Below are 19,119 nucleotides of genomic sequence, written 5' to 3' on the forward strand. Positions count from 1 at the left end.
AGGAGCATGACAGTGGCGAAGCGTTACAAGGCGGCGGCGGTCCAGTTCGAGCCGACGATGTTCCGCAAAGATGAGAACGTATCGTCGCTCCTCGCGCTGGTCGAGAAGGCGGCGAAGGACGGCGCGAAGCTCATCGTCACGCCCGAAATGGGAACGACGGGCTATTGCTGGGTCGACCGGGACGAGGTCGCTCCGTTCGTTGAGAACATTCCGGGCCCGACGACCGACCGGTTCTCGGAAGTCGCCAGGCGCTACGGCTGCCACGTCGTGATCGGCATGCCCGAGCGCGATCCGGAGACCAACCTTTACTACAACTCTGCGGCGCTCATCGGGCCGGAGGGCTTCATCGGCCGCCACCGCAAGACGCATCCCTATATCTCCGAACCGAAATGGGCCGCGCCCGGCGACTGCGGACATGCGGTGTTCGAGACCTCGCTCGGACGGATCGCGATCCTGATCTGCATGGACCTCCATTTCGCCGAGACAGCCCGCCATGTCGCGCTCGAGGGGGCGGACGTGATCTGCCACACCTCGAACTGGCTCGCCGAGCGGACGCCCGCGCCCTACTGGATGAGCCGAGCGTTCGAGAACTCCTGTTGGCTGATCGAGAGCAACCGCTGGGGGCTCGAGCGCACGGTGCAGTTTTCCGGCGGCAGCTGCGTGATCGCCCCCGACGGGTCGATCGCCGCGGTGATCGATTCCGGCGACGGCGTCGCCTATGCGGAGATCGACCTCGCGGCCTCGCGCGCGCGGCGCGTCCTCGGGGAGCCGACTTTCGAGGATCGTCGGCCCGAGATGTACATGAACGTCGCCACCAACACCTTCGCGTGGAATCCCTCCGACTTCTTCAAGCTTTACGGCCATTCCCCGATCCCGCCCGGTCGGCGCTCCCATGTCGGCGTCGCGCAGTTCGCTCCGGAAAGGGACGTGGCGCGGAACCTCGCGACGATCGAAGCGATGGCTGACGAGGCCGCAGGGCGGGGCGTCGATCTTCTCGTGCTTCCCGAGCTTTGCCTCACTGGCGGTCCGGCGGCGAAGGCTGATCTCGCCGAGCGGTTATCCGGGCCGGCCGTGGCGCGGCTGATAGAGATCGCCACGCAACGTCGCATGCACATCGTCGCTGGCCTCGCCGAGCGGGGCGACGGCGTCTTCCATGATACGGTCGCACTTGTCGGGCCGGAGGGGCTCGTCGGCTCCTATCGATCGGTCCACCTGACGGCCGCGACTAGGAGCTGGGCGACCGCCGGCGACCGGTGGGAGGTCTTCGACCTGCCCGAAGGGCGCATCGGCCTGCTGACGGGATATGACGCGAGTTTCCCCGAGGCGGGACGGTCGCTCGCGCTGCTTGGTTGCGACGTCATCGCCGTCTCCGCGGCGCAGCGTGGCGCCTTCGTGCGCGGCCACGGCGGCACCGCGGTGCGGCAGAACTATCCGATCCCGACCGGCCCCGATCCCTGGCACTGGCACCACTTTCGCGTCAGGGCCGGGGAGAACAACGTCTATCTCGCCTTCGCCAATATCTTCGACGCCGAACAGGGCTTCGATGGGAAAAGCGGGGTGTTCGGTCCGGACACCTTCGCCTTTCCGAGATGCGAGGCGGTCCAGCAGAGGGGGGCGGGCGTCGCTGCGATGGAGATCGACACGACCAGCTCCGGCCCCTATCCGTCCAGCGTCGTCCGGCGCAAGGACCTCGTCCTTATGCGACTGCCGCACCTCTACAAGAAGCTGATCGAGAAGCCGCGAGGCGCGCCGGCCTAAGTCGGGGCCCCGGCGATCGGACAGGACGAGCGTGCCGGGGCGTAAGCGCCCCGAAAGTCTCGCGTGGCGAGCCTTTGTCCTGCAGCGGACGAAGCAATAACGACAACGCGCGACGTAAAACGAAGCGCATCATGGGCGACGCTAAATCGCGCAGCCGCGCCAGGACGCGTAATTATTTTTACTGGAGGCCTCGAATTGATGTCACTGAACCATCAGACGCCAGAGTTCATCGAATCCGACAATCCTGGCCGCGAAATCAATTATCCCCAGGGCGTCACGGAAATCATCTTCGGGCAATTCGGCTTTCAGGCTCCGGAGGCGGGGCACGCTGAAGAATTCATCTCCACCTCGAGGCGTTACTTCGCTCTCGAAAATGGGCCCGCGCGAGTCGAGCGGTGCCATGGCGTCTCAAGTGGCGTTCACGAAGATATTCTCATCGCGTACTGGTTATCGCGGGAATCCTACGAAAATTGGCTCGCATCTTCAAATTTTCCGGAATGGTGGGAGTCGTTGTCTCCGGACGGTCCATTCGGGTATTGGCGAGAAATCGTCTCGCCCGATATCGGCCGTGTCGGGGGAGTATACTTTGGACTGGCGTCTGACCGCCATGTCGGGCTGACAAGTCTTCTTGGCGCGCCGCCCACGCAGCGTTGGGGCTATTGGGGCGGATATCGGGACCGCATGCGAGCGTCGCAGCAAGATTCGTTCGAACCCGAGCTTGGCGTCGAGCCGTTGCCGCGTCGTCGGCCTAACACTCTCGGTCGGCGCGTGATAGTCGACGCTCCGAACAACATTTTGCTTGTGCGCGAGGGTCAAGAATCGACCTATGTCACCGGGGCGATCGAACGGAAGTCCTGGGACACCGAGGTCAAGCCCGCCCTCGCCAAATGGATCAAGTACCTGGCTGAGAATCCCGAGCTCAGCGGAGCGCTCGTTGTCAGGGAGGTGGCGGAACTGGAACTCGAGACGGGCGAGAGCACAGAGAAGCTCTCGCAATTAATCTACTTCCAGAGCCTTCGTCACCTCGAGCGCGCGGCGCGCACGCAGCCTTCGCATGTCGCACTGTACAACTCTTACATGAAAATGTTGGGCGAAGTGGGCGCGGCAGGCGAGACGGCGCAATTGGTGGTCTGGGTCGATCAGTTCTTGGTGCAGACGGGGCGAATGCTCGCTGAATACATAAATTGTGATCCCCAGCTAGGTCTGCTTCCTTGGTTCGACGCCGTAGACAGCTGAACATGCGCCACGCCCCGCCGCTGCTTCCAGTCCGCGCCGTTGCAGGCAGACAACAATCAGGAAGACATTCATGAAATCCCCCAACAAGAAAGTCGCGTTCAGCACCTTTCTCGATCAGGTCGTCAATGGCGGCGATTATGCAGCGTTGTATCGCCTGTTTCACCCCGAGTTCGTTGGATGGTTTCCGGATGCGGCCGAACGCGTGGAGGGCGTCGCCGGGATCAGGGCATGGGTCGAGAGGCTCCGGGAGGCGTTCCCCGACATCAACACGCTGATCGAGGGGAACTGGATGACTTCCGAAGACGACGCGCACCATGTGGGGCGCGGCAATGTCGCCGAGCGGCTCTCGGCCTATGTGGTTCTGCGTGGCACGCACACACGCGAATACGCAGGCGCCAGCGCTTCGGGGCGGATCATTGCGTGGCAGCAGATCCACTTGGTCGAATTCCATGATGGCCTCATTGTGTCCGATACTGCGATCTCGGACCGTCTGACGTTCTACTCAAAGACCGGCGCCGTCATGCCCCCGCCCGGGATTCCGGGCGTCCTGCCGATCCGGGAAATGATATAGAATTTGGCGAGCCGGAAGCTTCGTACGTCAGCGACGGGCGCTTGGGCGCCGAGCGTTCGGTGGCTCCCGCGCGGATGCCTGATCGGGCGGGACCGGGACGGGCGCCGGCGGGTCAGTCGTGCGGCGCGAACCTGCGCCGCTCTTCCTTGAACCGCCGGATCACGAAGTCGCGCAGCACCGCGATGCGCCGGATCGCGGCCGCGTCGGGGTGCGACAGCAGGAAATAGCTGCGATTGAAGCGCATCGACGGCAAAATGCGCACAAGGCCTTCGACCGAGCGGGCGGCGAAGTCGTGCAGCACGCCGATTCCGGCGCCAGCCCGGACCGCTTCCATCTGGCCCATGACGCTGGCGCACCGGAACGTCCGGCCAGCATGGCGCTCAAGCGCAACTGAATAGTCGAGGGCGGAAGCGTAAGCGAGGTCCTCGACCCCCGTGACGACGGCGTGGTCGCGGATCTGCTCGACCGTTGAGGGGGCAGCGTGCCTCTCCAGATAGGCCTGCGCCGCATAGATGCTGAGGGAATAGTCGATGAGGCGCGAGACGGTCAGCCGTCCTTCCGCCGGGCGATCCAGCGCAATGGCGAGGTCAGCCTCCCGGCGCGACAGTGAGAACGCGCGCGGCAGCGGAACGAGCTCCACCACTAGGTTCGGATGCCGCCAGGCGAGCTGCCCCAGTTCGGCGGCAAGGAAGTAGTTGCCGAGACCGTCCGGGGCGCCGATCCGAACGGCGCCCGACACGTCGTCCTCTTCCCGGCGGATCGCCTCCGCGACGCCGAGCAGCTCGAACTCCATCTTCTCCGCGACCGGAAGCAGGCGCTCGCCGGCCTGAGTGAGCACGCAACCTGTCGGGCGCCTGTCGAAGAGCGCCACGCACAGCGCCGCTTCCAACGCGTCGAGCCGTCGTGCGACGGTCGAGTGATTGAGGCCGAGGCGCCGCGCGGCGGCGAGCAACTGTCCATGGCGCGCGACGGCGAGCAGAATGCGGAGGTGATCCCAGTCCATCCTCTATTTTTCGCACAACCTTTGCCGAAACAAGGTCGTTGATGTGTGGGCCGTGAAGTCCGACGAGATGGCGAGGAGGCTGCGCGGCCCAGGTGAGCGCAGGCCAGGACAGGAGATCAACGCATGGCGACGGCCATCAATCACTTCATCGGCGGCGCCGAGTTCGCGGGAGCGAGCGACCGCCACGCGCCCGTTTACAATCCCGCGACCGGGGAGCAGTCCGGACGGGTCGCGCTAGCCTCGCAGGCGGACGTGCGGGCGGCGGTCGGGGCGGCGGTCGCGGCCGCGCCTGGCTGGGCGCGGTCGACTCCGCTGCGCAGGGCCCGCATCCTCAACGCGTTCCTCCGCATTCTCGAGGAGCGGATCGACGAACTCGCGACGGTCATCAGCGCCGAGCACGGCAAGGTCTTTTCCGACGCCAAGGGCGAGATTCAGCGCGGCATGGAAGTGGTGGAGTTCGCCACCGGCGCGCCGCAGCTCCTGAAGGGCGAGTTCACCGAGAACGTCGGCACGCGGGTCGACAGCCACTCCGTCCGCCAGCCGCTCGGCGTCGTCGCCGGCATCACGCCTTTCAACTTCCCGGCGATGGTGCCGATGTGGATGTTCCCGGTCGCGCTCGCCTGCGGAAACTGCTTCATCCTAAAGCCCTCGGAGCGCGATCCCTCCGCCTCGCTCCTGATGGCGAAGTGGCTCAGGGAGGCCGGCCTGCCCGACGGCGTGTTCGGCGTGGTGCAGGGCGACAAGGAGGCGGTCGACGCGCTGCTGAACGATCCGGACGTTCAGGCGATCAGCTTCGTCGGTTCGACCCCGATCGCGAGACACATCTACGAGACCGTGGCCCGGACGGGCAAACGCTGCCAAGCGCTCGGCGGCGCGAAGAACCACATGATCGTGATGCCGGACGCCGACCTCGATCAGGCCGTGGACGCGCTCATGGGCGCGGCCTACGGCTCGGCAGGCGAGCGCTGCATGGCGATCTCGGTGGCGGTTCCCGTCGGGGAAGAGACGGCGAACGCCCTTGTAGCCAAGCTCGAGCCGCGCGTGCGCGCCCTCAAGGTCGGACCGGGCGCCGATCCGGAGGCCGAGATGGGTCCGCTCGTCACGAAGCAGCACCTCGACAAGGTGCGCGGCTATGTCGACGCGGGCGTGGCGGAAGGCGCCGAGCTGGTCGTCGACGGCCGGGACCTCAAGCTCCAGGGCTACGAGAACGGCTACTTCATTGGGGGAAGCCTGTTCGACCACGTGACGCCGGCGATGAAGATCTACAGGGAGGAGATCTTCGGTCCCGTGCTGGCCGTCGCGCGCGCCGACAGCTATGCGACCGCCGCGAAGTGGGTCAACGAACACGAATTCGGAAACGGCGTCGCAATCTTCACCCGCGACGGCGACACGGCGCGCGAGTTCGCGCACGACATCCAAGTCGGGATGGTGGGGATCAACGTGCCGATCCCCGTTCCGATGGCGTTCCACTCGTTCGGCGGTTGGAAGGCCTCGCTGTTCGGCGACCACCACATGCATGGGCCGGAGGGCGTCCGCTTCTACACGCGTCTGAAGACCATCACCTCGCGTTGGCCGACCGGCATCCGCGCCGGCGCCGACTTCATCATGCCGACGATGAAGTAGGCCAGACGATCCAGACGAGCGCCGCGGCTTCGGCTTGCGGCGCTCCGGGCCTATCGCAGACGCCTACGGTCCCGCGAAAATGGATGCGTCTTGGCGTACGCGCGACACGATGGCGTCAAGCACCGCGCGGACGCGATAGAAGTGCTTCAGATCGTCATGGACGGCGATCCAGTAGCTCCGGACGAAATGAACCTCGGAAGTGAGGATCGGCCTAAGCTCCGGATGGGCCGCAGCGAGATACCGAGGCAAGATGCCGATCGCCGCGCCGGATAGAACTGCGTTGACCTGGGCGATCACGCTGGTGCTGCGGACCGCGAGCGGCAGCTTCTCGCCGTCGCCGACCGTGTCGAAGCTCAGCTCCTCCGTGAAGAGCAACTCGGGGATGTAGCCGGCAAGCGTATGGCGCTTGAGATCGGACGTGGCCGCAGGAGTCCCGCGCGCCTCGAAATACTGGTCCGTGCCATAGATCTGCAGCGCGTAGTCGATGAGCTTGCGGACGGTCAGCTGACCGGTCCTCGGCCTTTCGAGCGTGATCGCGATGTCGACCTCCCGCGTCGCCAGCGAATACGTCCTCGGCAACGCTATGAGCTCCGTCTCAAGGCGCTCGTATTGCAACGACAGCTCCGCCAGCCGGCGCGCCAGATAGCCGACGCCGAAACCTTCGGGCGCCCCGATCCTGACCCGCCCCGCGACGAGCGACGCCTCTTCGCCGAGGCCGGTGATCTCCCGCAGGATGACGGATTCGATGCGTTCGGCGGCCTTCGCGACCTTCTGACCTTGCTCGGTGATGACCGTCCGTCGCCCGGCGCGCTCGACCAGGGGCGCGCCGATGGCCTTCTCCAGCCGCGCCACGCGCCGGCCGACGGTGGAGTCGTCGACCCCGAGCGCCTTCGCGGCCGCCGTCATCTGCTTGGCCCGGACGAGCTGCAGGATGATTCTGAGATCGTCCCAGTCCATATCTGCCTGCAAAAATGCGGATGGCATGCGGATTTATCGGCGTTGAACGCAGAAATCCACCATGTCACGAAGCGCCCAGAAAGTACGGGGGGGAATCGTGATCAAGCGCATCGACGGCGATTTCGACTACATCGTCGTGGGCGCCGGAACGGCCGGCTGCATCGTGGCCAACAGGCTGTCGGCGGACCCGCGAAAGCGGGTTTTGCTGCTTGAGGCCGGAGGCCGGGACAACTGGATCTGGCTCCACATCCCGGTCGGGTATCTGTTCGCCATCGGCAATCCCCGTTCGGACTGGATGTTTAGGACGGAGCCCCAGCCGGGTCTGAACGGGCGGTCGCTGGCCTACCCGCGCGGCAAGGTCATCGGCGGTTCGTCAGCCATCAACGCCATGATCTCGATGCGCGGCCAGGCGGCGGATTACGATCACTGGCGCCAGCTCGGCCTGACGGGGTGGGGCTGGACCGACGTGGCCGCCGCCTTCCGGAGGCTCGAGGATCACTTCCTCGGGGAATCCGAGCACCATGGCGTCGGGGGCGGCTGGCGGATCGAGGCGCCGCGGCTGTCATGGGACGTGCTGGACGCGGTAGCCGAGGCGGCGAGCGAGATGGGGATCGTCAAGATCCCCGACTTCAATACCGGCGACAACGAGGGAAGCAGCTACTTCCACGTGAACCAGAAGCGCGGTCGACGCTGGTCGTCCGCACGGGGGTTCCTCAAGCCTGCGCTGTCGCGCTCCAACCTCTGGCTCAAGACCGACGTGCTTGTCGACCGAGTCGTGATCGAGGACGGCCGGGCCGCGGGCGTGGCGTTCAGGCAGGACGGAGAGCTGGTCGAGGCGCGGTCGAGGGGCGAGGTCGTGCTCTGTTCGGGGTCGATCGGCTCGGTGTCGGTGCTCCACCGGTCCGGCGTCGGTCCGGGCGGCTGGCTGCGGGAGGCCGGCGTCGAGGTGGCGGTCGACCGGCAGGGCGTCGGGCGCAACCTTCAGGACCATCTCCAGCAGCGCGCCATCTACAAGGTGAGCGGCGTCAGGACGCTGAACGAAATCTACTACAACCTGTTCCGGCGCGGCTGGATGGGGGTCGACTACCTCCTGCGGAAGCGCGGGCCGCTGACCATGGCGCCGTCGCAACTGGGGATATTCACCCGTTCCGACCCCGGTCAGGAACGCGCCAACATCCAGTTCCACGTCCAGCCGCTCTCGCTCGACAAATTCGGGGAGCCGCTGCACCGCTTCCCCGCCATCACGGTCGCGGCCTGCAACCTGCGGCCGACCTCGCGCGGGAGCGTCCGCATCGGCTCGCCCGCTCCCGAAGCGGCGCCGCGCATCGATCCGAACTATCTCGCGACACCTGAGGACCGACACGTCGCGGCCGACGCGATCCGCGTGACGCGGCGCTTGATGAAGCAGCCGGCGCTCGCTCGCTTCAGCCCGCAAGAGCATCTGCCGGGGCCGGCTGTCGGCGATGACGAGGTCTCGCTCGCCGCAGCCGCCGGAGACATCGGCACGACGATCTTTCACCCGGTCGGCACGGCGAAGATGGGCCTTCCAAGCGATCCGTACGCTGTGGTGGACGAGCGGCTGCGCGTCTTCGGCGTTGACCGGCTGCGCGTTGCGGACGCGTCGATCATGCCGACGATCGTGTCGGGCAACACCAACACGCCGACGGCGATGATCGCGGAGCTGGGTTCCCGACTGATTCTGGAGGACGCCGGCGAGCGTTGACCCCTGGAGCGGCATCCAATCAGGCGATGACGCCTGATCCATTTCGATCGAACTTCGCACTACGACTCGAACGCGATCTCCAGGCGGCTTCCGCCCGTTGCGGCCGGCGCTCCGACGCACATCAAGGCCTCCCCCTGCGAGAGGGGCATCGTCGGCGCCGAGGCATAGGCGACGGCGCCGTCGCGTACACGGGCGCGACACGTCCCGCACGAGCCCACGCGGCAACTGAAGCGCGGCGCCAAACCTACGGACTCCGCGAGATCGAGCAGGGAGCCCGCCGCCGGGGTCCACCGCGCCGTCGCTCCCGACGGCGCGAACGCGACGGTGACCGGGACCTCGGCGACCGCCTCGTGCGGTGACGGCGCCGTCGCGGTCGGAGCGAACGCCTCCGCGTGAATGCGGTCCTCCGGCAGCCCGAGGCCACGCAGCCCGTCGCGAAGCGACTCCATAAATGCGTACGGTCCGCAGAGGTAGACGTCGCAGTCGTCGAGCGCTGCGCGCGACCGGACGGCCGCTAGGTCGATGCGGCCGTCGATCTCATAGTCGCGGCCGTACTCGGCTTCCGAGACGTCGGTAAGCGCGCGTATGAGGCGGATCGCGCCGCGCCCGGCATCGGCCAACCGGACGAGCTCGTCGTCGAAGGCCCGCTCGCTGCGCGAGCGGGCGGCGTAGAACAGCGCGGTCGGTCGCGTCCGCCGGGTCCTCAGCCCTTCGAAAACGAGGTGGCGCAGCATCGCGACCATCGGCGTGATCCCGACGCCGGCCGCGATCATCACGGCGGGGCGCGTCGCGCGCGCGTCGATCCCAAAGCGGCCGGCGGGCGGTAGCGCCTCGATCTCGTCGCCGACCTCCAACTCGTGCAGGGCCCGCGACGCCGCGCCCTGCGCCCTCACGCTGATGCGACAGACGCCGTCCGACGGCGCGCAGGAGATGGTGTAGGCGCGCGTCGCCGGCGCCGGCAGGCCGGCGACGCTCAGGCGGATCGGCAGATGCTGGCCCGCCGTGTGAAGGATCAACGCGCCGCCGTCGGTCGGTTCGAGATGGAGCGAGCGGATGGTCGCGCTCTCCTGGACGATCCTGGCGACCTTCAACCGGCGCCATGCCTTTAGCGCCGGCTGAGCCTCGAGCCGCTGGGCGGCCTCCGTCCAATTGCCGCTCAGCACCGTGTTGGGCGAAGCGCCGTCCGCGCGCGCGCTCCAGCGCAGCGGCAAGGCGTCGGCCCGTCGGACGATCCTGCTGGGGCGGAAGCGCAGCAGCCGCTCGGCGCCGGTGAAGGCGGCGATCTCGGGCCCGTCGAGGACGACGTCGGCCCCGCCCGTCAGCTGCAGCGCGTCGCCCGTCGCGAAATCGACGAAGAGCAGACCTGCCCTGGGATTGGCGTGGATGTTGCCGAGTGTGTTGAAGAACAGGTTGCCCGAAAAGTCCGGGATGGTGAGCGTCCCGTCGGGATCGATCCGGACGAAGCCCGGGCGGCCGCCGCGATGCGAGACGTCGACGCGCCGCTCGGCGCCTGGACGGTCGACGTAGGAGGCGACGAACAGCGTGTCGGCCGCCGTGATCGCGGCTCGCGCCCGGTCGTCGAGGGCGTCGAGGGTCTCGGCGCGCGCCGCCCCAGGGGCCGCGGGGTCGCGCATGAGGGTGACGTCGCGCGGGCTAATGTATTGCGGACAGTTTCCGAAGCTCTCGCGCGCCTCGACCGCAAATTCGGCGTCGGAAGCGCGGCGAACCACGCCGTTCAGACGGTTGCGCCGCCGGGTGTGCAGATCGATCCCGAGCAGGCCGACGGCGTCGCCGTCGTCCAGGCCGGCGTCCGCGGGGTCGCCTCTGTCGCGTCCGGAAGCGACCTCCAGCGTATGCGGGTCCGGAGAGCGCAGGAAGCCGGGCCGGCCCGCGATGACGGTCGCCCAGACGTCGCCTGCCGGATCGACGGAGCCTGCGACGACGAACGGCAGCTGCGGATAGAAGGCGCGGTGCTGCTCGATCAGATGGTCGCGGACACTGCGGCGGCCCACTGCGGCCATTCGCTCCACGACGCCCGCGTGACGCTGGAGCTCGAGCTCGCCCTCGTGCCAGGGCGACCCGAAGTCGGTCTCAGCACCGCCGTCCATGCCGTCCTCCCGCGTCTCGACAGCCGGATTAGGCCCTCAGGCCGACGGCTGTGCTCTCGAAGGGGACGAAGCCCGGCAGCGCCTCGACGCGCGCCAGCCAGGCCCGCACCTCGCTGTAGGCGGACAGGTCGACGTTACCCTCGGGCGCAGCGGCGATGTAGCTGTAGAGCGCGGCGTCCGCTGCGGTGGGGCGCGAATCGGCGATCCACTCGCGGCCTGCGAGTTCGGCGTCGATGAGCGTCAGGATCGCGTGCGAGCGCGAAATAGCCTCGGCGGCGTCAAACGGAGCGCCGAACACCGTGATGAGGCGGGCGACGCAGGGGCCGTAGTAAATCTGCCCGGTCGAGACCGAGAGCCAGCGCTGGACCGCCGCGGCCGTTCGGGGGACGTCCGGCAGCCAATCGGACTTCCCGAACTTCTTCGCCGCATAGACCATGATGGCGATCGAGTCCGGCACCACGATGTCGCCGTCGACCAGCACAGGAATCTGGCCGAACCGATTCATCTCCAGGAACTGCGCGGACTTGTGCGCCTGGCTGGCGATGTCGACCTCGACGAGCTCGTGCGGCACGTCCGCGAGCGACAGGAACAGGCGCGCGCGATGCGAATGGCCCGACAGCGGATGGTGGTGGAGCTTCACGACTGGTCTCCCTCGACGTTTGACTGACGGACCGTCGTCCGGGCGGTCTCCGGAGGATGCTCATTTCAGCGGCCGGCGATAAGCTCCATAATTCTCAAGGGATTGTTTCTCTTCGCGCATTAATGGATGGCTACCGATGGACCGGTTTCAGGCGATGGGCGTGTTCGTAAAGGTGGCCGAGAGCGGGAATTTCGCCCACGCGGCGCGGCGTCTTTCGCTCAGCCCGGCTGCGGCGACGCGCGCCGTCGCCTCGCTCGAGGCGGCGATTGGCGCGAGGCTGCTGACGCGCACCACGCGGCGCGTCAAGCTGACCGACGTCGGCGAGCGCTATCTCGATGACTGCCGTCGCATTCTCTCCGACCTCGCTGAAGCGGAGGCCGGAGCGGCGGGCTCCCACGCGCGGCCGACTGGCCTGCTGACGGTGACCGCCCCGGTCATGTTCGGACGGATCTACATGTTGCCGATCCTGACGAACTATCTCAGCCGCTATCCCGCGGTCGACGGCCGCGCCTTGTTCCTCGACCGGATGGTCAACCTCGTCGACGAAGGCGTCGACGTAGCGGTGCGCATCGGCCCGCTCGCCGATTCAGGCCTGGCGGCGGTTCGCTGCGGAACGGTTCGGCGCGTAGTCTGCGCCTCGCCGGGCTATGTGGCCGCCTATGGCGTTCCGAAAACGCCGGGCGATCTCGCCCGGCATCGCCTCATCGCCATCACCCATGACGGCGCGGCGGGATGGCGGTTCAAGGGCGATCGGCGAAAGGCAGTCACAGTGAAGCCGCGTCTCGCCTGCAACGTCAACGAAGCGGCGATCTCGGCCGCGATCGACGGTTGGGGGCTAACGCGCGTGCTGTCCTACCAGGTAGCCGAAGCGATCCGCGACGGTCGGCTAACGGTGATTCTCACGCCCTTCGAGCCTGAGCCGCTGCCGATCCATGTCGTCCATGTCGAAGGCCCGGGCGCGGCCGCCAAAGTGCGATCGTTCGTGGATTTTGCAGTGGACCAGATCCGCACAAACGCGCTGATCAACTAAGATAGCACTGTCACGGCAACGACCGGAGCTCGCGCGTGTCGGCCGAGCCTGGAAACCAGATTATCCTGCGGTGACGGCAGCCCACGTCTGATGGGCTTCGGCTCTGAACGTTGCTGAACGTACGGCGCGAGATCAGGTGGCTGGACGATGGAGGCATTATGGACGGCAGAGTGCATGGACAGGAATCGCGGCGCTGAACCAACGGACTTGAACCGTTGCATCTTCTTTTCACGTCGTCGAACTGGGCCGATGGGAGTTCTCGGCCCGATCGTTCAGGCGCAATCCCTGCTCATGCCGAGCGGCGAGTCCAAGAGCGGCTGTGGCGGCTCCATGGGACGGCAGCCTGTCGGTCACCATCAGGTCTGGAGCGAATCCGTGCTGAAGCGTTTCTTTATGAGGTGGCGGCCTTCCCGAACATCCCGGACGACGATCAGGTGGACTCCATGACCCAGCTTGTGGCGAACATAGAACAGGCCGCCCGGCTCGCCAGAACTAAAAGACGGTCTCAGTAGAAGTCATGCTTGAATCAGGCGTGTTTATTTAACGAACCTCTAATCCTATCTCAAACGGGTATCGTTTTATGACCGACTTCATAAATGATCCGGTAAATTTATCCACGAATACGTCTCCCTTTCGAACCCAGTAGGTAAGCTGGTACTGTTGGATGCCCTCGTTGTCGTCACAAACGACTGAGTAAATCATCATGTCCCGGTCGATCGACTTGTCGAGGAGGTGAACCGTCCGAACCAGCTTGCAATCGGTCTTCATGTCTTTCATCACGTTCGTCATCACGCGGATGATGTAGTCTGTGGTGACGTTCGTGCAGCTGCCGCCTCCGCATCGATCAGCCTTTGCAGGCGCCGCTGACGTCATGGAGATAGCTGCCGTCACGATGGCGACGCTGGTTACTTGCCCGAAGGTCCGACGAGCGACATGCTTGGCAAGTTTCGTAAGGCCTTGCTTCATGTCACTGCTGCCAATGGCAAAGATTGGCTAGGGCGTCGTCGATCATCGCTTGCCGCGTCGAGGCGATCGCTGCTTTACCGGGAGCCTCGACGGGGCTAGGGTCGGGATAACCTGCGATGCCGCGCGCCGCGCCGTTCAAGCCGTAGGTGACGCCGCCAAGCTCGACCGTCGCGATCGGACGGTCCGTCGACCCGAACGTCTTCGTCTCACAGCGCACGGTGGCGGTGTCATAGTTAGGATAAGGCCACGCCGCGCCGTAGTCCGCGCGCTTGTAGACCGTCCGACCGCTGAACGAGCCGAAGATCCAAAGCGCGACAAAGGTCACGCCAATCACCGCGGCCGTCTTTCGTAAGCGCGGGGGTTTTTTTGCCACGGTTTCAGCCGCTTTTGCTGACGAAGGTTGAGACCGCGCAGTTGCGGTGGATTCTCCCGTTGCCGTCAGCGGAGCGTCCGAGCGTGCTGGCGCTTGTACGCCGTCGCCGTTTCGCAGCCGGTCTCGCGCCGCGATGAACTCTTCGGACGTGATCTCGCCAGACGCCTTCATAGCGATCAGCTCAGCGAGCGCGTCAGACACAAGGCGGCTCATGCGCGACGCTCCTCGCGCCGCGATGACCCTGCATGCGCGGTCACGCGGGGCTGCCGCCCCGGCGAAACTCTCCTCCGCCGTGTTGCTCGTTCCGTTCCGCCTCGGGAGGCAGTCACGCGATGTCGTCGAAAGTCCATGAGAGCTCCGCTGACTTTGCGGCTCGGCACCTGCCGTAAGCACACGCCGACATCGCTCAAATGCCGAGGCGTGTCGAGCAAAATGAGACTCATAGTCTGTAGATCAATAGGCGACACGCCGGCGACCGTTCGCGCATGGATGTGCGTCGCCGGGTCGGCCTTAATCTGAAGCGGTTCCGGCAGGAGAAAGGCCTGTCGCAGGAGGCGCTCGCCTTCGAGGCGAAGCTGCACAGGACCTACCTCAGCGGCGTCGAGCGCGGCGTACGCAATCCGACCGTAACGGTGCTGGAAGGGATCGCCGTCGCGCTGGGGGTGACGAGCTCAAAGTTGCTTGACGAGATCGAAGAGCCGCAGCAGCCGGGCGCGTAAGGCTGCGGCTCCCGAGCCAGAGGTCGCGCTATGGCCGGCTGCGCAGTCCTGACCAGCTCCGCCGGCCACTCCAACCGTCGCGTCAGCGACGTGGTCCTGACCCCCAGAACTGATCCGGTCTGAGCGCGACTTTTTTGGGCATCCTGATCCCTGCAGAAGCGTGACGCCATGAAGCGCAAACGGTATTCGGACGAGCAGATCGCCTTCTCCCTGAGGCAAGCTGAAAACGGCACGTTGAGCTGCGAAGACGCCGGCGGAACGCGAAAATAGCGGGAACCGTTTCACAACGGCGGCCGGATGGGAACGTGACAATGCCATCCCGACTGTACTGTACGTCGATGATGATCGGCAGCATCGGTTCGCTGGTTCTCCTAATGCCTTGCCCCGCGCTCGCCGGCGTATGGGACCACTCGAATTTCCGGCAGGACATGTTCGGAAGCCTGCGCCGCACAGCGAATCTGGCCTTAAAGATGAATCTAAAATCCGTAGAGAGAAACCGACTTGCAGTCGAAAGTCGTGACCTAGAAGTCGCATGAATAGGTCGCTTCGCTTAGTCTAACAAATATAGATCTGCCGATCTCGCGAGATATACGACGATGAACTTCTTGTGCATATCATCGACGATCTGAGATATGACGCCGATGGCGACGATTTCTCCTATCGTCGATTCGTGCCGCCCGAAGGCGTTCGTCCTTGGAGCGCCGAGCTCAGATGATGGTAAAATCCGCCGCGGTGATGGTCGCGTGGTTCTCGAGCGTGGCGAACTGCACGGCCTTGTAGGTCGCCCCCGTTCCGTCCCGGTCGAAGAATAGCGCTCCGGTCGTGTTGTTGAAGATGATGCGGTCGGAGGCGTCGGCGGCGGCCGTCCCCAGGTGAAAGGCGTCGGCCGAAAGCGCGCCCAGAGCGAGGCCGGCGAACACGGACTGGCCGAGCCGCATCGTGTCGTCGGCTGCGCTGAAGTCGGTGATGGCGTCGACGTTTGACGAGCCGAGCGTGGTCGAGAACACGAAGGCGTCGTGCCCCGCGCCGCCCGCGATCCGGTCCGCGCCCGTCATCCCGTCGAGAATGTTGTCGTGGTCGTTGCCGGCGATCGTGTTTTTCAGGCTGTTGCCAGTCGCATTGACGTCACCGTCTCCGGTCAGCCTCAGCCGCTCGATATACTGGCCCGCCAATGAGTAGCTCACCGAACTGAGAACACGGTCGTCGCCCTGGCCGTTCGCCTCGACCGCCTTATCGCCGACGGTCTGGACGTAATAGTCGTCGTCGCCGGTCCCGCCTGTCAGGACGTTCACGCCGGCGTTGCCGGTCAGCACATTGTCCAGGCTGTTGCCGGTCGCGTCGATTGCTGCGGCCCCGGTCAGGGTCAGGTTCTCGACGAACTGGTGGGCCAGCGAGAACGTCACCGAGGCGTTGACCGTATCGACGCCCGAGACGTTCGCTTCGATCACGACGTCGCCGGCGTTGTCGATCGTATAGGTGTCGGACCCCGCGCCGCCCGTCATGGTGTCGGCGCCGCCGCCGCCGTTCAGGGCGTTGGCGCCGGCGTTGCCGGTGAGTGACTGGGCGAAGCTGTTGCCGTTCAGGTTGATCGCGGTGGTCGCCGCCGCGTCCGTGGTCTTCATCACCTCGATCTCGGCAGCGGAGTTCAGCGTGAACGTCGCGCTCGCGATGACGGTGTCTGCCGCTCCCTGGCCGCGCGCCTCCATCACCACGTCGGCGTTGGTGTCGACGATGAACGTGTCGGAGCCGACGCCGCCTGTCAGCCGATCCGCGCCGTCTCCGCCGTCCAGAGTGTCGTTGCCTACGCCGCCGCTCAGCGTGTCGGCGCCGTCGCGGCCGGACAGCAGGTTATCGCCGGAGCTTCCGGTGAGCCTATTGTTCAACGAGTTGCCGGTCCCGTCGGTGTCGGCGGAGCCCGTCAGGACCAAGTTTTCGACATACTGGCCGGCGATGGAGAAGCTGACGGTCGCATAGACGATGTCGCTTCCCGCGACGTCCGCCTCCGAGACCCTGTCGCCGCTGTTGTCGACGTAATAGGTGTCGGAGCCCGCGCCGCCAGCCATCGTGTCGGCTCCGGTTGAGCCGTCGAGCACGTTGTTCCCGACGTTGCCGGTCAGCACATTGGCGAGGCTGTTGCCGGTAGCGTCCGCAGCGGCCGATCCGGTCAGCGTCAGGTTCTCTACCCATTGGTGCGCCAGGGAGTAGGTCGTCGTCGAGTAGACGAGGTCGGTCCCTGCGTTCTTCGCCTCTACCGTCTGATCCTCCGTGATCGAGACATAGTAGACGTCGTCGCCCAGTCCGCCGATCATCACGTCGGCGCCGGCGCCGCCGTCGAGCGTGTCGGCGCCCTCACGGCCGTCGAGCGTGTTGACGCCGGCGTTGCCGGTCAGCACGTTCGCGGCGTTCGTCCCCTTACCGTCGATATTGTCGGCGCCGGTAAGGATCAGATTCTCGATCGAACCATGAACCTCGGTCGCCGGACTGGCGAGGTCGTAGGCCATCGCTGTCACGATCGTGTCGACGCCGCCCGAGCCGCTGACGCTCTCGTCGACAACGTCGGCCAGGTCGTCGACGTAATAGACGTCTCCGTTGGCGCCGCCGCGCATAGTGTCCGCTCCGGCGCCGCCCATGAGCGTGTCGGTTCCAGCGCCGCCTGTCAGCAGGTTTGCGCCCACGTTTCCGATCAGCAGGTTGGCGAGCGCGTTGCCCGTCGCATTGATGTCGTCCGTCCCGAGCAGCGTGAGGTTCTCGACGTCGCCGAGAATGACCGTGGTGTTGGCGAGCGAGAAGGAAAACGTCGTCTGCACCGTGTCGACGCCGTCGGAGCCAGCGATGCTTTCGTTGACGCGATCCGTCAGGCCATCGATGACATAGACGTCGTTTCCAGCGCCCCCTCGCAGAACGTCGTTACCTGCGCCACCGACCAGAATGTCGCTGCCGCCGGCGCCGGTGAGGATGTTGCTCTCTTCGTTGCCGGTGATGAGATTGTCGAGTGCATTGCCCGTTCCGTTTATCGCTGCGGCCCCGGTCAGGGTCAGGTTCTCGACGTCTCCCTTGAAGGTCGCTGCATTCGACATGTCGAGGGTAATCGCCGTCTCGACGGTGTCGATCCCCGACCCGAGGAAGGCGAGTTCGTCCACCACGTCGGAAGCGCTGTCGACAACGTAGACGTCGTTGTCGGCGCCGCCCTGCATCGAGTCGACGCCTGTCCCGCCGTCAAGCCGGTCGGCGCCGCCAGCGCCCTTCAGCGTGTCAGCGCCGACGCTGCCGAACAGCGCGTTGACGCCGCCGTCTCCGGCGAGCGAGTCGTTGTAGTTCGATCCGTAGAGATTCTCGAAGTTGAGAAGTACGTCGCCTTGCGCGTCGCCGCCCGACGCCGCGCCATTGATGGCGACCACGACGCCGGCCGACGACCCGGCGTAGCTGAGGGTGTCGACGCCAGTGCCGCCATCGAGGTGATCCGCTCCGCCGCGCCCCTCGACGACGTCGTCGCCGGCCGCCGCAGTAATGTAATTTTCGTCGGAGCTACCTGCGATCGTGTCGTTGCCCCCCGCAGTCCGGACATTCTCGATGCTAATCATCGTCAGGAGCGATCGGCCTGGCTCAAGCGCCGGCGTTATCGTTCCAGCCTGAAGATCCACGCGAACAGAACTGTCGAACTGCCATTGATAATCGTCGCTGCCAATCCCGCCGTCTATTGTCGCACCACCTGACACTATGAAAAGATCGTCGCCATCGTCGCCATAAAAAACTTGATGGTAGGCTACAGAATAACCTGTCTGGATGATGGTGTCGTTACCAGTTCCTGCGTGGACGACATCATTCCCAAATCCGGAGTTAATCGTATCATCGCCACCATATGCATTGATAGTGTCATCGCCGTCTGTCGTCGGCGGATTAAAGTTATAGTCGATGCGATCGTTGTTGTTGGTGCCATTAATTACAGTCATGACGCTATTTCCTGCGGACTGGATCGGATCAGACAGACGTCAACCGTAGCTATGATCTCAGTCTCCGCTTATATAAGGAACTTAATCGCCAAATCTATACTTAATTCGATCAATTTTTTCCGCAGCCTCTCGGCTGCGGCTGCGGATAAACCTGCGTGGAGAAGCGCGTGCATGTGAGCCAAGTCCACCTGGCCCCGCATCAGCCCTTCATATTCCATTCGACTCATCTGTCCGGATTTGTACTGATATGTCCACTGTGGTATTTCGATTGCAGTCCTTTTAAGAAAATCTTTAGCATCATTCGCTGCTTGTGTTCTAAGTGCGCCTGCTTCGTTTCCCGCAGCTTGGATAAACGCTTGTTCGAGTGCTTCGGCGAATTTGGCCATACTCATTGCGTCTTCTCCTGTGCGGCGGCCTTGTTTTCGGCAGAGATTGGGCATGCTGTCTGTTTTTGTTTATTGG

General features: G+C 65.0%; 16 protein-coding genes and 1 pseudogene. 8 read left to right on the plus strand and 9 right to left on the minus strand.

Going from position 1 to position 19,119, the window contains the following annotated elements:
• The first annotated feature begins 6 nt into the window (after positions 1–6).
• The 3 genes from PKE75_RS06345 (at position 7) to PKE75_RS06355 (ending at position 3,565) form a co-directional block, all read left to right on the plus strand.
• Positions 7–1,758, plus strand: coding sequence for a nitrilase-related carbon-nitrogen hydrolase (locus PKE75_RS06345; RefSeq protein ID WP_271167873.1), 1,752 nt, complete (start codon positions 7–9; stop codon positions 1,756–1,758).
• A gap of 198 nt (positions 1,759–1,956) precedes the next feature.
• Positions 1,957–2,994: a phenylacetaldoxime dehydratase family protein gene (locus PKE75_RS06350; protein ID WP_271167874.1), complete on the plus strand. Its 1,038-nt coding sequence runs from the start codon at positions 1,957–1,959 to the stop codon at positions 2,992–2,994.
• Positions 2,995–3,064: 70 nt separating this feature from the next.
• A complete protein-coding gene (locus tag PKE75_RS06355) occupies positions 3,065–3,565 on the plus strand; it encodes an ester cyclase (protein ID WP_271167875.1) in 501 nt (166 codons plus the stop codon).
• Positions 3,566–3,677: 112 nt separating this feature from the next.
• Here PKE75_RS06355 and PKE75_RS06360 read toward each other — a convergent pair whose 3' ends face one another.
• Positions 3,678–4,568 (minus strand): LysR family transcriptional regulator, encoded by an 891-nt coding sequence (locus PKE75_RS06360; RefSeq protein ID WP_271167876.1) that lies wholly within the window; start codon positions 4,566–4,568, stop codon positions 3,678–3,680.
• A 123-nt stretch (positions 4,569–4,691) separates the two neighbouring features.
• Between PKE75_RS06360 and PKE75_RS06365 the strand changes: the two genes are divergently transcribed.
• The gene (locus tag PKE75_RS06365) at positions 4,692–6,191 is read left to right on the plus strand and encodes a CoA-acylating methylmalonate-semialdehyde dehydrogenase (RefSeq protein ID WP_271167877.1); all 1,500 of its coding nucleotides are present in this window, start codon (positions 4,692–4,694) and stop codon (positions 6,189–6,191) included.
• Between the two features lie 63 nt (positions 6,192–6,254).
• Here PKE75_RS06365 and PKE75_RS06370 read toward each other — a convergent pair whose 3' ends face one another.
• Positions 6,255–7,175, minus strand: a complete 921-nt coding sequence (locus PKE75_RS06370; protein WP_271167878.1) for a LysR family transcriptional regulator — start codon at positions 7,173–7,175, stop codon at positions 6,255–6,257.
• A gap of 34 nt (positions 7,176–7,209) precedes the next feature.
• Between PKE75_RS06370 and PKE75_RS06375 the strand changes: the two genes are divergently transcribed.
• Positions 7,210–8,871 carry a GMC family oxidoreductase gene (locus PKE75_RS06375; RefSeq protein WP_428979114.1) on the plus strand — a complete coding sequence of 554 codons (1,662 nt, stop codon included), beginning with the start codon at positions 7,210–7,212 and terminating at the stop codon, positions 8,869–8,871.
• Between the two features lie 59 nt (positions 8,872–8,930).
• Here PKE75_RS06375 and PKE75_RS06380 read toward each other — a convergent pair whose 3' ends face one another.
• Positions 8,931–10,979: a 2Fe-2S iron-sulfur cluster-binding protein gene (locus PKE75_RS06380; RefSeq protein ID WP_271167879.1), complete on the minus strand. Its 2,049-nt coding sequence runs from the start codon at positions 10,977–10,979 to the stop codon at positions 8,931–8,933.
• Between the two features lie 28 nt (positions 10,980–11,007).
• Positions 11,008–11,619, minus strand: a complete 612-nt coding sequence (locus tag PKE75_RS06385; RefSeq protein WP_271167880.1) for a glutathione S-transferase family protein — start codon at positions 11,617–11,619, stop codon at positions 11,008–11,010.
• A gap of 136 nt (positions 11,620–11,755) precedes the next feature.
• On the opposite strand from PKE75_RS06385, the gene PKE75_RS06390 reads away from it, so the two are divergent.
• Entirely contained in the window at positions 11,756–12,649 is an 894-nt protein-coding gene (locus PKE75_RS06390; RefSeq protein WP_271167881.1) for a LysR family transcriptional regulator, read from the plus strand.
• Between the two features lie 540 nt (positions 12,650–13,189).
• Here the strand turns inward: PKE75_RS06390 and PKE75_RS06395 are convergent.
• Both PKE75_RS06395 and PKE75_RS06400 read right to left on the minus strand, forming a co-directional pair.
• Entirely contained in the window at positions 13,190–13,615 is a 426-nt protein-coding gene (locus PKE75_RS06395) for a hypothetical protein (protein ID WP_271167882.1), read from the minus strand.
• Position 13,616: 1 nt separating this feature from the next.
• On the minus strand, positions 13,617–14,201 hold the full coding sequence (locus PKE75_RS06400; protein WP_271167883.1) for an SHOCT domain-containing protein: 585 nt from the start codon (positions 14,199–14,201) through the stop codon (positions 13,617–13,619).
• Between the two features lie 272 nt (positions 14,202–14,473).
• On the opposite strand from PKE75_RS06400, the gene PKE75_RS06405 reads away from it, so the two are divergent.
• Both PKE75_RS06405 and PKE75_RS17860 read left to right on the plus strand, forming a co-directional pair.
• Positions 14,474–14,707: a helix-turn-helix domain-containing protein gene (locus PKE75_RS06405; RefSeq protein ID WP_271167884.1), complete on the plus strand. Its 234-nt coding sequence runs from the start codon at positions 14,474–14,476 to the stop codon at positions 14,705–14,707.
• A gap of 341 nt (positions 14,708–15,048) precedes the next feature.
• Complete coding sequence (locus PKE75_RS17860) at positions 15,049–15,243, plus strand: oxygenase MpaB family protein (RefSeq protein ID WP_346432718.1); 195 nt, start codon at positions 15,049–15,051, stop codon at positions 15,241–15,243.
• A 171-nt stretch (positions 15,244–15,414) separates the two neighbouring features.
• Here PKE75_RS17860 and PKE75_RS06410 read toward each other — a convergent pair whose 3' ends face one another.
• From PKE75_RS06410 to PKE75_RS06415, 3 genes and pseudogenes are all read right to left on the minus strand, one after another.
• Positions 15,415–18,288 (minus strand): beta strand repeat-containing protein, encoded by a 2,874-nt coding sequence (locus PKE75_RS06410; RefSeq protein WP_271167885.1) that lies wholly within the window; start codon positions 18,286–18,288, stop codon positions 15,415–15,417.
• 216 nt (positions 18,289–18,504) lie between these two features.
• A pseudogene (locus PKE75_RS17920) lies at positions 18,505–18,657 on the minus strand (calcium-binding protein); the annotation flags it as partial.
• Positions 18,658–18,725: 68 nt separating this feature from the next.
• Positions 18,726–19,043: a hypothetical protein gene (locus tag PKE75_RS06415; RefSeq protein WP_271167886.1), complete on the minus strand. Its 318-nt coding sequence runs from the start codon at positions 19,041–19,043 to the stop codon at positions 18,726–18,728.
• Positions 19,044–19,119 lie beyond the last annotated feature (76 nt).

The organism is Hansschlegelia plantiphila, from assembly GCF_027922265.1.
Classification (GTDB): Bacteria; Pseudomonadota; Alphaproteobacteria; order Rhizobiales; family Methylopilaceae; genus Methylopila; species Methylopila plantiphila.